Origin of the sequence: Methylobacterium sp. XJLW, assembly GCF_003254375.1 — a bacterium.
GTDB classification, from domain to species: Bacteria; Pseudomonadota; Alphaproteobacteria; order Rhizobiales; family Beijerinckiaceae; genus Methylobacterium; species Methylobacterium fujisawaense.
Genome location: NZ_CP016429.1, coordinates 3113783 through 3128390, shown reverse-complemented (window position 1 = coordinate 3128390; position 14608 = coordinate 3113783). Strand labels below are relative to the sequence as shown.

The window sequence follows — 14608 nt, the reverse complement described above, 5'->3', positions numbered from 1 at the left end:
GTCTAGCAGATCGGCGGGTCCGACCGCCAACGCAATCCTGCGGGGCGGCTGCGGAAGGTCGCACGCGCGGTCCGATTCCGCACCCGCCGACCGCCCGGGATCGGGGCAACCCGTCAGTGGCCGGCCCTGCCACCCGCACCGGCCTGGGGCCGCCGGATCATGGGAACGGCGCAGGCCATCACCAGGAACAGTACCGTCAGCGCCAGGAATACATCCTCGAAGGCCATGACCAGGCCCTGGATCCGCACGGTGTTGGTCATCGCCTTCAGCGCCATGCCCGACGCGGCACTTCCATAGGCCTCGAAGCCGCGCTGCATCGTATCGAGGCGCTCCAGGGCGGCCGTGTTCGCCCAGGTGAAGCGCTCGTGCAGCCGCGCGAGATGGAGGTCCCACCGGTCGTTGAGGATCGTGTTGATCAGCGCGAGGCCGACCGCGCCACCGAGGTTACGGGTCAGGTTGAACAGCCCCGACGCGTTCTTCATCCGCGCCGGCGGCAGCGTCCCGAGCGCGATGTTGTTGATCGGGATCATGCACAGCATCAGCGAGCAGCCACGCAGGATCTGGGGCAGGAGCAGCTCGTAGAAGTCCCAGTCCTTGGTCAGGCCGGTGACGATCCACGTGCCGCAGGCGAAGCCGACGAAGCCGATCCCCATCATGATGCGGGGATCGACCTTGCCCGAAAGCCGGCCGGCGATGGGGGCGGTGGCGAACATGCACAGGCCGGAGACGAACATCGTCTCGCCGATCATCAGCGCCGAGTAGCCGCGCACCCGGGCCAGATAGACCGGATAGATGTAGGTCAGCCCGTAGAGCCCGATGCCCAGGACGAAGCTCGCCACGCACCCACTGGCGAAGTTCCGGTCCGAGAAGGCCCTCAGATCGACGATCGGCTGCTTCGCCGTGAAGACCCGCCAGAAGAACAGCAGCGCCGAGGTTCCGCAGATGACCGCGCAGGCGAACACCGCCTCGTCCTGCAGCCAATCGTGGTTCGGCCCCTCCTCCAGCACGTATTCCAGGCAGCCGAGGAAGCCGGCCATGAAGGCGAGACCGGCCCAGTCGAACGATTTGATCAGGCCGTAATTGGGCTCGTCGAAATCGACCAGGATCCAGGTCGAGACGGTCACGAAGATGCCCGGCACGACGTTGATCAGGAACAGCCAGTGCCACGACATGAGATCGGTGAGATAGCCGCCCACCGTCGGGCCGATCGTCGGCGCCAGCGTCGCCACGAGCCCGATCATCGGCGACACGATGGTCCGCTTCGAGGGCGGGAAGATCGTGAAGGCCGCCGCGAACACGGTGGGGATCATGCCACCGCCGATGAAGCCCTGGAGCGCCCGCCAGACGATCATCTCGCCGATCGACGAGGAGGTGGCGCACATCAGGCTCATCAGGGTGAAGCCGCCCGCCGAGATGGCGAACATCCAGCGCGTCGAGAGCACCCGCGACAGGGTGCCGGAGAGCGGGATCGAGATGACCTCGGCGATCAGGTAGCTGGTCTGGACCCAGGGGATCTCGTCGCCGGAGGCCGAGAGGCCGGCCTGGATCTCGTTCAGGGAGGCCGAGACGATCTGGATGTCCAGGATCGCCATGAACATCCCGAAGACCATGCAGACGAACGCCACCATGCGGCGGCGGTCGAGGGGCGGCTCAGCGGCGCGAGCCGTCACGCCGCGCGTCGGGGCGGCGGCATCGCCCGCGGAGGTGGCGGCACTGGCGGCCATCGCGGGTCTCAGCGGCTCGCGGTGTTGACCGGCCGCGGCGCGGAAGCGCGGTCGAGGACGGAGCGGTCCGCGCCGATGCGGGTATCGACCCGCACCACCGCCGACAGGCCCGGCCGCAGCAGGCCCTCGCGGGCGACGTCCTCGGGCACCCTCACCCGGACGGGCAGGCGCTGAACGATCTTGGTGAAGTTGCCCGTGGCGTTGTCGGGCGGCAGCAGGCTGAACACCGAGCCGGAGGCCGGCGAGAACGATTCCACCACGGCGTGGATCTCGCGGTCCGGATAGGCGTCGACCGTGACGGTCACGGGCTGGCCGGGACGCATGCGCTCGACCTGGGTCTCCTTGAAGTTCGCGTCGATCCGGACGCTCTGGAGCGGGACGAGCGCGGCGATCCGCGTGCCGGGCCCGACATAGGCGCCGGCCTCCACGGCCTTGTTGCCGACGACTCCGTCGAAGGGCGCGCGGATCACCGTGAAGTCGAGGTCGCGGCGGGCCCGGTCGACGGCGGTGCGGAGTTCCGCCGCGAGGCTCTCCGCCTCGCGCTTCTGCGCGTGGAGGACGTCGACATTGGCGCGGGCCGCGACGAGGCCGGCCTCCATGGCCTTGACGGAGGCCTCGGTGCGGTCGCGGTCGGCGCGGGTCTGGTCGATGCGCGACTTGGCGACGTAATCCGCCTGCATCTGCATCGACCGGGTGAAATCGGCCTGGGCGCGAACGGCGTCGGCGCGGCTCGCGTCGAGCTGCGCGGCGGCCTGGGCGACCTGCGCCTGGGCCGCCTCGGCTTGCCGGGCGATCCGCGCGATGGTGCTCTCCTGCGTGGCGAGCTTGTCCTGCGCGGCCTGGAGCGCGAGGCGATAGTCGCCGTCGTCGAGTTGGGCGATGACGTCGCCCTTCTTCACCGCGAGGCCGTTCACCACCGGGACCGACTGGAGGTAGCCCGGGATCTTGGCCGCGAGAACGGAGATGTCGGCCTGGACGTAGGCATCGTCGGTGGAGACGAAGAACCGCCCGACGGTCCACCACTGCCACCCTTCATAGGCGCCGCCGCCCAGGGCGGCCGTCAGGAGGCCGAGCAGGAGGAGCCGCCTGACGGGACGCTTGCGCGCCGGGACCGCCTCGTCCGGCACGGGCCTCGGCAGAGGTGCCGTGACTGAGGCCTGCGCAGGGTGCTCCGCGCGCTCCTCGTCTCTGGCCTCGATTCCGGCCTCAAGACCGGAATTGGGCCGATCAGCGTCCTCGCGAAGGGACATATCAGCGCCTCGACATCAATGACCGAACGGTTCGGTCAATAACAAGGCACGGCTTGACGCGCCCCCGCAGAAGCCGCAGATTATTTTGACCGAACGGTTCGGTCAAGCGTGGCGGCGCCACGGGCGCGGAGCGGGATGATGGCTCAGGGTGCGGTTCTGGAGCGAGGTCAGGCCCAGCACGAGGGCGACAAGCGGCAGCAGATCCTCGAGGGTGCGCGGATTGTGTTCCTGTCGGCGGGGTTCGACGGTGCCAGCATGGGCGAGATCGCCCGCGCGGCCGGCGTCTCGAAGGGCACGCTCTACGTCTATTTCGAGAGCAAGGAGGCGCTGTTCGAGGCGCTGACGACGCAGGAGAAGGCCAGCCTCGCCGAAGCCCTGTTCACGCTCGATGCGGATGATCCCGATGTGCCGGGCGTGCTCACGCGGCTGGGGGTGAGCTTCCTGACCGAGATGTGCCGGCCGGAGCATGTCTCGCTGGTTCGCATGGTGATCGGTGCGAGCGAGAAGTTTCCCCGCTTCGGGCAGGTCTATTATCAGGCCGGTCCGGCCTGCGGCGTCGACCGCCTCTCCCGCTATCTCGACGCGCAGGTCCAGGCGGGACGCCTGACCATCGCCGACACCGAACTCGCGGCCCGACACTTCCTGCACCTCTGCCAGGCCGGTCTGCTGACGCGCCTGCTGTTCGCGGCAGGCGGCATCGCCGGCGAGGCCGAGATGCGCCATCAGATCGACGAGGCGGTGCGGGTGTTCCTGGCCGGCTACGGCCCGGCGCGCTGAGGCGAAGGTTCAGCCGGCGGCGCGCAACTCCGGCAGGGCCTCGGCGCTCCAGATCCGGACGTGGGCGTCGATGGCGAGCGCCTCGTCCACGTCGGCCGGTGCGGTGCGGTACGAGCCGGCGAAGTGCGTGCAGGCGCGCTCGACCAGATCGCTGATCCCGTAGAAGCCGATCCGGCCGGCAATGAAGGCCGCCACCGCGATCTCGTTGGCCGCGTTCATCACGGTCGGCGCCGCGCCGCCGGCGGCCAGCGCCGCCCGGGCGATCCGCAGGCAGGGGAAACGCGCCTCGTCCGCCGCCTCGAAGGTGAGCGAACCCAGCGTCACGAGGTCGAGGGGCCGACCGCGCTCGATGGTGAGCCGGTCCCCGAGCCCGAGGCAGTGCGAGATCGGCACGCGCATGTCGGGCAGCGCCAGCTCGGCGGTCACCGCCCCGTCGAGCCAGTAGACCAGGCCGTGGATCACCGATTGCGGATGCACCACGACGTCCAGGCGCTCGGGCTCGATCCCGAACAGATGGTGCGCCTCGATCAGTTCGAGGCCCTTGTTCATCAGGCTCGCCGAATCGATGTTGATCTTCATGCCCATCGACCAGGTCGGATGGGCGGCCGCCTCGGCCGCGGAGGCGGCGGCGATGCGCTCGCGGGTCCAGGTCCGGAACGGGCCGCCCGAGGCCGTGATCATCATGGTGCGGACGTCGGCGAGCGGCCGGCCGGCCAGCGCCTGGCTCAGGGCGTCGTGCTCGGAATCCATCGGCAGGATCGTGGCGCCGTAGCGGGCAGCGTCGCGCATGAAGGCGTCGCCGGCGCAGACGAGGCTCTCCTTGTTGGCGAGCGCGACCTTGCGGCCCAGCCGAAGGGCGGCGTGGGTCGATTTCAGCCCTGCCGCCCCGCTCACCGCCGCCACGACGATGTCGGCGTCGCGGGCGGCCGCCTCCATGACGGCCGCCTCCCCCGCCCCGCTCGGGATGCCGGAGCCCGACAGGGCCTCGGCGAGGGCCGGGCCGGCGGATTCATCGGCCAGTGCCGCGAAGGACGCATTCAGCTCCCGCGCGACCTTGGCCAGGGCGACGGGATCCTTGCCCCCCACCAGGGCGCCGGCCCGGAACCGGTCGGCATGCTGGGCGAGGAGGTCGGCGGTGGAACGGCCGATCGAGCCGGTGGCGCCGAAGACGGTGACGACCTGGGTCACGGGTTCAACTCCCTCATCGTCACGCGATCAGACCGCCCCCGCGCAGGGCGAGATAGAGGGCCGCCAGCACGGCGACCGCGAAGAATCCGTCGAGCCGGTCCATGACGCCGCCATGGCCCGGGATGATCTTTCCGGAATCCTTCACGCCGTAATGGCGCTTGAGACCGGATTCGATCAGGTCCCCCGCCTGACTCAGGACGGAGGCGAGCGCGCTGACGCCTGCCACAACCGGCAGGGAGGCGGCACTGGGCAGAGGCATCCCGGCAAGGTCGGCGACCACCGGGACCAGCGTCCCGGCCGCGACCGCGCCGACGAGGCCGCCGAGGGCCCCCGACCACGTCTTGTTGGGCGAGACCCGGGGCATCAGCTTCGGGCCGCCGATCTTCCGGCCGGCGAAATAGGCGGCGATGTCGGTGGACCAGACCACCGCGAACATCCAGGCCGGACCGACGAGACCGATGGCGGGATCGTCGCGCAGGGCCACGGGCACCGCCGCGATCGCCGCCGCGCCGAGCACACCGGCGAACGCGCGGAACCGGCCCCCGGGCGTCCGCGCCACCGTGGCGCAGGCCGCGGCGCCGAGTACAAGGACTGCGATGCAGGCCGGTGTCGGGGCACCGCCGCGCTGGCAGAGCAGCAGGGCGCCCAGCGTCGCAGCGCCCAGTGCGATCAGAACCTCGCGGGGCTCGGTGCGGCTCATCACCATCCACTCGCCGAATCCGATGATGCCGGCGGCGAGCCAGATCCCCGCGAAGGGCCAGCCCCCATAGACGAGTGCGGCCAGCACGCCGGCTCCGAGCACGAGGCCCGAGGCGACGCGCAGCCACAGCTCGCGCCGTCCCGAGGGACGCGCGGCCGGTGCGGCGGCGGCGGTCACGCGCGTCCCGTCCCTTCGCCTCAGACCTGCATGATTTCCTTCTCCTTGGAGGCCAGCACGCCGTCGATCTCGGCGATGAACTGGTCGGTCGCCTTCTGCACGTCGGCGGCCTGGCGCTTCTCGTCGTCCTCCGAGATGGCGCTGTCCTTCAGGAGCTTCTTCAGATGGTCGAGGCCGTCCCGGCGGACGTGGCGCACGGCGACGCGGGCCTCCTCGGTGTACTTGTGGGCGACCTTGACCATCTCCTTGCGGCGCTGCTCGTTCATCTCGGGGATGCGGAGCCGGATGGTCTGCCCCTCGGTCTGCGGGTTGAGTCCGAGATCGGATTCGCGGATCGCCTTCTCGACGGCGGTGACCATGCTGCGGTCCCAGACCGAGATCGACAGGAGCCGGGGCTCCGGCACGCTGACGGTGGCGACCTGCGCCATCGGCATCATCGATCCGTAGGCATCCACCTGGATCGGATCCAGGAGCGACGGCGTGGCGCGCCCGGTGCGCAGCGAGCCGAGATCCTTCGAGAGCGAGGACACGGCGCCCTGCATCCGGCGCTTGAGGTCGTTGAGATCGAATTCCGGTGTGGCCATGGTGGTCGTCCCGAGACGTCTGACGGTATCTTGAGCCCGGCGCGGGCAATCGCGGCCTCAATGGACGAATTTTTTCAGGGCCGCAAACGGTCGCGGCGGCATCACAGCCGCGTCGTCAGGGAGCCACGAGGGTCGAGGGGGCCTCGCCCGACAGGATGCCGGCAATCGAGCTCGGCGGATGGAGCGATCCGACGAGGATCGACAGCCGGCTCTCCCGGGCCAGCGCGAAGGCCGCCGTGTCCATCACCTTGAGATCGCGGGCGATGGCCTCGTCATGGGTGATGCGGTCGTAGCGGGTCGCGCTCGGATCCTTCTTGGGATCGGCCGTGTAAACGCCGTCGACCTGCGTCGCCTTCAGAACCGCGTCGCAGCGCAATTCGGCGGCGCGCAGGACGGCGGCGGTGTCGGTGGTGAAGAACGGGTTCCCGGTGCCGCCCGCGAGGACGACCACCTGCCCCTTGTCGAGGTGGTGCAAGGCCGGCTGGCGGGCGTAGGTCTCGCAGATGGTCGGCATCGACACCGCCGACATGGTGCGGGCCTGGACGCCCGCGGCGTTCAGGGCGGTCTCGATAGCCAGGGAATTCATGACGGTGGCCATCATCCCCAGCGAATCCCCGGTGGCCCGGTCGATCCAGCCGGCCGCCGAGATCCGCGCTCCGCGGATCATGTTGCCGCCGCCGACCACGATGGCGATCTCGGCGCCGGCCTCGATGGTACGGGCGATGTCCTCGGCGAGCCCCGCCAGGGTCGGCGGATGCAACCAGTACCCGTCAGGGGCTGCAAGGGCCTCGCCCGATAGCTTCAGCAATATCCGGCGAAACGGCGTCGTATCCGGCATCGGGTTTCCCGGCTCCATCCCGCGTCGCGCAAACCGGGAGGCTTCTACGTCAGACGCGGGAGTTCCGTCGAGGGGTTCGGGCCGATCCGGCGGGGCACATCGGTCGAATCATACGGGAGAGATGGCCCAATCCCGGTAGGACCATCCGTCAACGGGCGAGGCGCCGGCCTGATCGTGGATCAGGCCGGCACCCGGTTTTCAGCTGCCGGTCAGGACGCCGACGGCGCCGAGAACGGTCATAACGAGACCTGAGGCGAACACGCCGATCATCAGGTAGGAGAAGGGTTTCAAAGGCATGGGCACGACATAGCGCAGCGCCGCGAAACGGCGTGTGCGCCGCAACACGGTCCGGCGTGGAACGCTTTGGCGCGCCCGAAAATGCGAAGCCCCGCCCGGCTCGCGCCGGACGGGGCTCGTCTCTCGGCGGCCCGGCGCGCCGGGCGATCGCGGACGATGATCAGGCGCGGCCGGCCTGCTGGGCGACCTCGGTGGCGAAGTCCGGCCCCTCTTCCTTCTCGATGCCCTCGCCGAGGGCGTAGCGCACGAAGCCCGTCAGGGTGACCGGACCGCCGACCTTCGAGCCGGCCTCCTTGAGAACCTGGCTCACCGTCTTCGAGCCGTCGTGCACGAAGGGCTGCTCCAGGAGGGTGACCTCCTTGTAGTAGCTCTTCAGGCCGCTCTCGATGATCTTGGCGAGGACGTGGTCCGGCTTGCCGGCGTTCTTCTCGCGCAGGATGTTCGACTCGCGCTCCACCGTGGCGGTGTCGACGCCCGAGGCGTCGAGCGCCACCGGGTTGGTCGCCGCGACATGCATGGCGATCTGGCGACCGAGGGCCGAGAGCGCCTCGACGTCGCCCTCGGACTCGAGAGCCACGAGCACACCGATCTTGCCGAGCCCCTCGGAGATCTGGTTGTGCACGTAGGAGGCGATCACGCCCTTCTTGACCTCGAGCTTGGCCACGCGCCGCAGGTTCATGTTCTCGCCGATCGTGGCGATCAGGTTCTGCAGCTTCTCGGAGACGGTCTCGGTGGCGCCCGGGAAATGGGCGGCCTGCAGACCCTCCAGCGTGCCGTCGGTGTTGAGCGCGATCTTGGCGGCCTCGCGGACGAAGGCCTGGAAGGCGTCGTTGCGGGCGACGAAGTCGGTCTCGGAGTTCACCTCGACCACGGCGGCGTGGTGGCCGGCGGACTCGACGGCCACGAGGCCCTCGGCGGCGACGCGGCCGGCCTTCTTGGCGGCCTTGGCGAGACCCTTCTTGCGCAGCCAGTCGACGGCGGCCTCGATGTCGCCCTGCGTCTCGTTGAGCGCGCCCTTGCAGTCCATCATGCCGGCGCCGGTCTTCTCCCGGAGCTCCTTCACCATCGCGGCGGTGATGTTGGCCATGGCGGTCCCTTTCGTGTGGTCTGGATGCGAGAGGCCCGGCGCGCGGGTGAGCGGCCGGGCCCGGTATGCCTGGAACCGCGACGGCCCGATGACGGTGCCGCCGCGGAGTCCCGATGGATCAGGCTGCGGCGGCGGCCTCGACGAAGCCACGGGCCTGCGAGACCCACGAATCGCGGTCGATGCGGCCGTTGAGCTTCAGGTCGGCGTCGACCTTGGCAACGTCCTCGGGGGTCATCGCGGCGAGCTGCCAGTAGTGGTAGATGCCGGCGTCGTTCAGCTTCTGGACGATCTGCGGGCCGGCGCCGTTGAGCTTGGTCAGGTCGTCCGGCGCGCCGCGCGGGGCGGCGAGCAGCTCGAAATGCTCGGTCGACTCGGCGAGCATCGCCACGTCGGCCGGGTCGAGGGCGTCGGACTCGACCGTGACGGCCGCGTCGTCGTTGGCGGGCAGCTCCTCGGCCATCGGCTCCTCGGAGGCGCCGAGATCCATGCCCGACGAGCCCTGGGCGCGCGAGATGCCGTCGATGGCGGCCTTGGCGATCAGGTCGCAGTAGAGCGCGATGGCGCGGCCCGCATCGTCGTTGGCCGGGACGATGTAGCTGATGCCGTCCGGGTTGCAGTTCGTGTCGACGATGGCGGCCACCGGGATGCCGAGGCGGTTCGCCTCCTTGATCGCCAGCTGCTCCTTGTTGGTGTCGATCACGAACAGCAGGTCGGGGACGCCGCCCATGTCCTTGATGCCGCCGAGCGCCTTCTCGAGCTTCTCCTTCTCACGGGAGAGCATCAGGCGCTCCTTCTTGGTCAGGCCCGGGCCGCCGGTCTCCAGCGTCTCGGTGACCTTGCGCAGGCGCGAGATCGAACCCGAGATCGTCTTCCAGTTGGTGAGCATGCCGCCCAGCCAGCGGGAGTTGACGTAGTACTGGGCCGAGCGCTTGGCCGCCTCGGCGATCGTGTCGGCCGCCTGGCGCTTGGTGCCGACGAACAGCACGCGGCCGCCCTTGGCGACGGTGTCGCTCACCGCCTGCAGCGCCTGGTGCATCGCCGGCACGGTCTGGGCCAGATCGATGATGTGGATGTTGTTGCGCGTTCCGAAGATGTAGGGCTGCATCTTCGGGTTCCAGCGGTGCGCCTGGTGACCGAAATGCGCCCCCGCCTCGAGGAGCTGACGCATAGAGAAATCGACGGCCATGTCTGTGTACTCTCCGGTTATATCCGCCGCGGAGGGATGCGGCCGTCCGAGATCTCGGACGACCACCGGAAACGCCTCATTCAGGCATGAGGCCGGCTCCGCGTGTGGGATGGGCCGGCGCTTAGCAGAGGCCGGGTGCGAAGGCAAGGCGCGGAACGGGGGCCGCGCGATCGGCATCCAGGCCCCGGCCGTCGTCGGCGCAATCGTCAGTCTTGCGTCAATCTTGCCCGGTCGCCGCGCTGGTCGCCCTCGAACACGGGACGGCTCACGCAGCCGCAAACACCGCCGCCACGTCCCCGGCGGTCATCACCCGGTAATCCCCCGCCGCCAGATCCGCCGGCAGGTCGAGGCCGCCGACCCGATCCCGGTGCAGGGCCGTGACGTGGTTGCCGATGGCGGCGAACATCCGGCGGACCTGATGGTAGCGGCCCTCCGTCAGCGTCACCGCGCAATGCGTGGCATCGGCGACGTCGAGGTGCACCGGCAGCAGCGGGCGGTCCTCACCCTCGAGCATCAGCGTGCCGGCGGCGAAGACCGCCGCCTCCCCGCCGGTCAGCGGCCGGTCGAGGGTGACGCGGTAGCGCTTGGCCACCTGCGCCTTCGGGCTGATGATCCGGTGCAGCAGAGCGCCATCGTCGGTCAGCAGCAGGAGGCCCGAGGTCTCCTTGTCGAGCCGCCCGACGGTCGAGAGCGGCGGGTCACGGCGGCGCCAGCGCTCCGGCAGAAGCCCGTAGACCAGCGGACCGGCCTCCTTGTGCGAGCAGGTCACGCCGAGCGGCTTGTGCAGCATCAGACACAGGCCGGGCAGCGGATCGACGGGCGCGCCGTCGATCGTCAGCCGGTCCGGCAGATCCGGGTCGAGGGCGATCCGGTCGCCGGCATCGACCAGATCCGCGCCATCGAGGCGGATCGCGCCGGCGCGGGCGAGGGTCTGGATCTCGCGGCGCGAGCCGTAGCCGAGATTGGCGAGGAGCTTGTCGAGCCGGACGGACTTGGCTGCGCTCACCGGCGCGCCTCGTAGACGCGGAAGCCGTTCGCCTGCACGGCGACGGAGACGCTCCGGAACGCCGCGCGCAGGGGCGCCTCGTAAGGCAGATGCGCGTTGGCCACGAGCCAGAGCATGCCGCCCGGCCGCAGAACCTCGGATGCCCGGGCGATGAATGCGCGGCCGAGGGACGGGTCCTCGGTTCCGGCCTCGTGAAACGGCGGATTGGTGACGATGAAGTCGAGCTGGTCCGGCACCACGCCGGGCGTCCGGACATCCGCCCAGTGGATCGTGGCCCGCGGGTCGGCGACGTTGCGCCGGGCCATCTCGACGGCCCGGCGGTCGATCTCCACCAGCGTCAGGGCGGTGACCGCGTCCGATCCCAGCACCGCTCGGGACAGGATCCCGAGGCCGCAGCCGAAATCGGCGCCGCGGCCCTTGAAGGCCGGCAGATTCGCCAGGAGCAGCGCCGTGCCGGCATCCAGCCGGTCCCACGAGAAGATTCCGGGCTGCGTGCACAGGGCGAGGTTGTCGACATGGCGCGGACCGCCCTCATCGATCGCCTCGGCGAGGCCGGCCGGCTCTGTCGGGCGCTCCGCCGTGCAGATCCGGTGATGCCGGCGCGGCTGGTCTGCGGCGGCGCAGCCGAAGGTCGTCAGCTCCTTGGCGAGACGGGTGCCGCCCCGGTCCTTCGGGGCCAGGGCGACCATGCGCCCGCCCGGCCCGAGGGCGCGCAGCACCTGGGCCAGCACGTAGCGCCGCTCGACCGTTCCGGGCGGCGCGAGCACCGTGGCCGCGTCGAGGCTGTTCTCGGACAGATCCTCAAGCCGTGCGGCGCCGGGGATCATGGGGGAAAGCTGGACGGCGTCGCCGGGAACCTCAGCGAGGTCGGCCGGCGGCAGGCCGTAGACGGCATGGCGCATGAACGGTTCGGGATCTGGAGAGCCAACGCCGGAACGCGAATCCGCGGCGGAGCGGGGCAAGCCCGCGCCCGACTCGGTTCATCCGGGGGAACACCGCGTTTATACCGGAACCGGCCGGGAAGCCCAGCCTCCCGGGCGCGGCCCCGTCGTCAGCCGCGCGGGAATTCGAGGCCCATCTCGCGGTAGCGGGCCGGATCGTCGGCCCAGTTCTCCCGCACCTTCACGTGCAGGAACAGGTGGACCTTGGCGTCGGCCGCCTCGGCGATCTCGACGCGGGCCGCCTGCCCGATCGACCGGATGGTCTGGCCGCCCTTGCCGAGCACGATGGAGCGCTGGCTCTCCCGCTCGACGAAGATCGTCTGCTCGATCCGAACCGACCCGTCGGGCCGGATCTGCCACTGGTCGGTTTCCACCGTCGAGCGATAGGGCAGTTCCTCGTGAAGCCGGTCGTAGATCTTCTCGCGGGTGATCTCGGCGGCGAGCATGCGCAGCGGCGCGTCCGAGACCTGATCCTCCGGATAGAGCCAGGGGCCCGGCGGCATCCGGGCCGCGAGGGCGCGGCGCAGATCGTCCACGCCGTCGCCGTTCAGCGCCGAGATCATGAAGGTCTCGGCGAAGGGCGCCGCGGCGTTGAGCTTGGCGGCGAGGTCGAGCAGGCGCTCGCGCGGGATCAGGTCGATCTTGTTGAGGATCAGCAGCTTCTCGCGCTTCACCTCGCCGAGCCGCCCGAGCACGGCCTCCACCTCCGCATCGACGCCCTTGCGCGCATCGACCAGCAGGCAGACCGCGTCGGCATCGGCGGCGCCGCTCCAGGCCGAATGCACCATCGCCCGGTCGAGGCGGCGCTTGGGCGCGAAGATGCCGGGGGTGTCGACGAGCACGACCTGGGCCGAGCCCTCGATGAGGATGCCCCGCACCAGCGCCCGGGTCGTCTGCACCTTCCGGGAGACGATCGAGACCTTGGTGCCGACGAGGTTGTTGAGCAGGGTCGACTTGCCGGCATTCGGCACGCCGATCAGCGCGACGAAGCCGGCCCGGGCGTCGGCGGGCGTGCCCGGGAGCATGGACGGATCGCGCGCGGGCTCCTGGCCCGGCATGGCGCCGGGGCCGTCCTGCGCGTCGTGATCGTCCGGTTCGTGCGTGTTCATGCTGTCTCCGTCGGCCCCGCATCCGCGGAGGCTCCGATTCCCTCTCGCTCCATCAGCGCCCGGGCGGCGGCCTGCTCGGCGATCCGCTTCGAGGTGCCGTCGCCGAGACCGGGCTCGAGGCCCTCGACCTGGACGGCGATGCGGAACCGGGGCGCGTGGTCGGGACCCGTGCGTTCGACCACCGCATAGGTGGGGATCGGCAGGCTGCGGCCCATGGCCCATTCTTGCAAGGCCGATTTGGCGTCACGGCCCCGTGCCGCAGCCGTCGGCTCGCCCGGGCGGAAATGCGCCTCGACCACCGCCCGGGCGGCGTCGAAGCCGGCGTCGAGGTAGATCGCCCCCAGGATCGCCTCGCAGACGTCGGCGAGGATCGTCTGATTGCGCCGGCCGCCACCCATCACCTCGCCCTGGCCGAGGATCAGGTGCGGTCCGACCTCCCAGGACGCGGCCACAACCGCGCAGGTCTCACGCCGGACCAGGGCGGCGAGCCGCCGGGAGAGATCGCCCTCGTCGGCCTCCGGAAAGGCGCCGTAAAGGCGATCGGCGACCGCGAGCCCGAGCACCCGGTCGCCGAGGAATTCCAGGCGCTGGTAGCTGCCGCCCCGACCGCTGGATTTGCTGGTATGGGTCAGGGCACGGGTGAGCAGGTCCTGATCGGCGAAGCTGTGCCCGATCCGCTCCTCGAGCGCGCTCAGGGGCGGCCGCGGCTTGTGGGCCCGACGGGATCGGGCGTTGGCCCGGGGCTGCGCGGCGTCGTCCAAGTCCGAACCGGTCAATGGATCGTCGTGAACAGGCGCGACCAGCGCACGTGGGCCGGCCAGTTCCAGACCTGCCACGCCGGGGTCCCCTCGTCGATCGAGAAGAAGATCATCTCGGCGCGCCCGACCAGATTGGCGAAGGGCACGTAGCCGACATTGGCGAGGTCGCGCGAATCAGTGGAGTTGTCGCGGTTGTCGCCCATCATGAAAAAGTGACCGGGCGGGACCGTGTACAGCTCGGTCTTGTCCCAGAAACCATTGTCGCCGTCGCGCTCGATCACCCGGTGGACCACGCCATTGGGCAGGGTCTCCATATATTGCGGCACCTTGGTGGGCTGCCCGTAGGGATCGGTCGTCTCGTAATCGGCGATCCGCTCGCGCTTGACCGCCTTGCCGTTGATGTTGAGCACGCCGTCGATCATCTGGATCTTGTCGCCCGGCAGGCCGATCACGCGCTTGATGTAGTCGGTCGAATTGTCCTTGGGCAGCTTGAACACCGCGATGTCGCCGCGCTTCGGATCGGCGCCCCAGATCCGGCCCTCGGCCTGAATCGGAATGTATTCCGACAGCGGCAGCGAGTACTTGGAGTAGCCGTAGGAATATTTCGATACGAACAGGTAATCGCCGATCAGCAGGGTCGGCACCAGCGACCCTGAGGGGATGTTGAACGGCTGGAACAGCAGCGTCCGCACCACCAGGGCGATCAGCAGCGCCTGGATGCCGACCTTCAGCGTCTCGCGGATGCTGGCCCAGGTGCCGGTCTCGGCGGGTTTCCTGAGCGGCTTGCCGTCGTAATCCACGCGCGCGTTCCGTCTTTGGTTGAGGTTCGTCACCTGCCGCCAGCGGGGCGCAGCCCCGCCGCGCGCGGCTTGCTGATGTGCGGTTGGCCCGAGGAATGCGCCGCAATCGTGTCCGCTGTGAGCGGCGGTCTAGACCATGCGCGAGCCCCCCGCAACGCGCGACCGGGGCCGGCTAATCCGCGATGG

The 14608-nt window shown here is 69.9% G+C and carries 14 protein-coding genes; 1 reads left to right on the top strand and 13 read right to left on the bottom strand.

Annotated elements, in window-relative coordinates; all coding sequences use genetic code 11:
- Nucleotides 1-113: 113 nt before the first annotated feature.
- Both A3862_RS14515 and A3862_RS14510 read right to left on the bottom strand, forming a co-directional pair.
- The gene (locus tag A3862_RS14515) at nucleotides 114-1724 is read right to left on the bottom strand and encodes a DHA2 family efflux MFS transporter permease subunit (RefSeq protein WP_205782341.1); all 1611 of its coding nucleotides are present in this window, start codon (nucleotides 1722-1724) and stop codon (nucleotides 114-116) included.
- A gap of 8 nt (nucleotides 1725-1732) precedes the next feature.
- Nucleotides 1733-2974, bottom strand: coding sequence for an HlyD family secretion protein (locus A3862_RS14510; RefSeq protein WP_111473672.1), 1242 nt, complete (start codon nucleotides 2972-2974; stop codon nucleotides 1733-1735).
- Between the two features lie 138 nt (nucleotides 2975-3112).
- On the opposite strand from A3862_RS14510, the gene A3862_RS14505 reads away from it, so the two are divergent.
- The gene (locus A3862_RS14505) at nucleotides 3113-3751 is read left to right on the top strand and encodes a TetR/AcrR family transcriptional regulator (RefSeq protein ID WP_043351208.1); all 639 of its coding nucleotides are present in this window, start codon (nucleotides 3113-3115) and stop codon (nucleotides 3749-3751) included.
- Nucleotides 3752-3760: 9 nt separating this feature from the next.
- Here A3862_RS14505 and dxr read toward each other — a convergent pair whose 3' ends face one another.
- From dxr to lepB, 11 genes are all read right to left on the bottom strand, one after another.
- On the bottom strand, nucleotides 3761-4939 hold the full coding sequence (dxr, locus tag A3862_RS14500) for a 1-deoxy-D-xylulose-5-phosphate reductoisomerase (protein ID WP_043351207.1): 1179 nt from the start codon (nucleotides 4937-4939) through the stop codon (nucleotides 3761-3763).
- 19 nt (nucleotides 4940-4958) lie between these two features.
- Nucleotides 4959-5816, bottom strand: a complete 858-nt coding sequence (locus A3862_RS14495) for a phosphatidate cytidylyltransferase (protein WP_043758800.1) — start codon at nucleotides 5814-5816, stop codon at nucleotides 4959-4961.
- Between the two features lie 20 nt (nucleotides 5817-5836).
- A complete protein-coding gene (gene frr / locus A3862_RS14490; RefSeq protein ID WP_043351205.1) occupies nucleotides 5837-6400 on the bottom strand; it encodes a ribosome recycling factor in 564 nt (187 codons plus the stop codon).
- A gap of 115 nt (nucleotides 6401-6515) precedes the next feature.
- The gene (pyrH, locus tag A3862_RS14485; protein WP_043351203.1) at nucleotides 6516-7238 is read right to left on the bottom strand and encodes a UMP kinase; all 723 of its coding nucleotides are present in this window, start codon (nucleotides 7236-7238) and stop codon (nucleotides 6516-6518) included.
- 457 nt (nucleotides 7239-7695) lie between these two features.
- A complete protein-coding gene (tsf, locus tag A3862_RS14480; protein ID WP_043382788.1) occupies nucleotides 7696-8622 on the bottom strand; it encodes a translation elongation factor Ts in 927 nt (308 codons plus the stop codon).
- Nucleotides 8623-8740: 118 nt separating this feature from the next.
- On the bottom strand, nucleotides 8741-9808 hold the full coding sequence (locus tag A3862_RS14475; protein ID WP_012320390.1) for a 30S ribosomal protein S2: 1068 nt from the start codon (nucleotides 9806-9808) through the stop codon (nucleotides 8741-8743).
- A gap of 265 nt (nucleotides 9809-10073) precedes the next feature.
- Nucleotides 10074-10814: a pseudouridine synthase gene (locus A3862_RS14470; protein ID WP_043758803.1), complete on the bottom strand. Its 741-nt coding sequence runs from the start codon at nucleotides 10812-10814 to the stop codon at nucleotides 10074-10076.
- Nucleotides 10811-11716, bottom strand: a complete 906-nt coding sequence (locus A3862_RS14465) for a class I SAM-dependent methyltransferase (RefSeq protein WP_043758805.1) — start codon at nucleotides 11714-11716, stop codon at nucleotides 10811-10813. The genes A3862_RS14470 and A3862_RS14465 overlap by 4 nt, the downstream gene beginning before the upstream one ends.
- Nucleotides 11717-11865: 149 nt before the next feature.
- Nucleotides 11866-12864 carry a GTPase Era gene (gene era, locus A3862_RS14460; protein WP_043351189.1) on the bottom strand — a complete coding sequence of 333 codons (999 nt, stop codon included), beginning with the start codon at nucleotides 12862-12864 and terminating at the stop codon, nucleotides 11866-11868.
- The gene (gene rnc, locus A3862_RS14455; protein WP_100793995.1) at nucleotides 12861-13640 is read right to left on the bottom strand and encodes a ribonuclease III; all 780 of its coding nucleotides are present in this window, start codon (nucleotides 13638-13640) and stop codon (nucleotides 12861-12863) included. Before rnc ends, era begins: the two co-directional genes overlap by 4 nt.
- Complete coding sequence (gene lepB, locus A3862_RS14450) at nucleotides 13637-14422, bottom strand: signal peptidase I (RefSeq protein ID WP_100793996.1); 786 nt, start codon at nucleotides 14420-14422, stop codon at nucleotides 13637-13639. The genes rnc and lepB overlap by 4 nt, the downstream gene beginning before the upstream one ends.
- Between the last annotated feature and the right edge of the window lie 186 nt (nucleotides 14423-14608).

What these genes read in the sequence shown, in the direction of transcription:
- frr (WP_043351205.1), bottom strand. Translation starts at nt 6,400, where the DNA reads ATGGCCACACCGGAATTCGATCTCAACGACCTCAAGCGCCGGATGCAG.
- A3862_RS14505 (WP_043351208.1), top strand. Translation starts at nt 3,113, where the DNA reads ATGGCTCAGGGTGCGGTTCTGGAGCGAGGTCAGGCCCAGCACGAGGGC.
- A3862_RS14515 (WP_205782341.1), bottom strand. Translation starts at nt 1,724, where the DNA reads ATGGCCGCCAGTGCCGCCACCTCCGCGGGCGATGCCGCCGCCCCGACG.
- A3862_RS14510 (WP_111473672.1), bottom strand. Translation starts at nt 2,974, where the DNA reads ATGTCCCTTCGCGAGGACGCTGATCGGCCCAATTCCGGTCTTGAGGCC.
- A3862_RS14475 (WP_012320390.1), bottom strand. Translation starts at nt 9,808, where the DNA reads ATGGCCGTCGATTTCTCTATGCGTCAGCTCCTCGAGGCGGGGGCGCAT.
- era (WP_043351189.1), bottom strand. Translation starts at nt 12,864, where the DNA reads ATGAACACGCACGAACCGGACGATCACGACGCGCAGGACGGCCCCGGC.
- pyrH (WP_043351203.1), bottom strand. Translation starts at nt 7,238, where the DNA reads ATGCCGGATACGACGCCGTTTCGCCGGATATTGCTGAAGCTATCGGGC.
- A3862_RS14465 (WP_043758805.1), bottom strand. Translation starts at nt 11,716, where the DNA reads ATGCGCCATGCCGTCTACGGCCTGCCGCCGGCCGACCTCGCTGAGGTT.
- tsf (WP_043382788.1), bottom strand. Translation starts at nt 8,622, where the DNA reads ATGGCCAACATCACCGCCGCGATGGTGAAGGAGCTCCGGGAGAAGACC.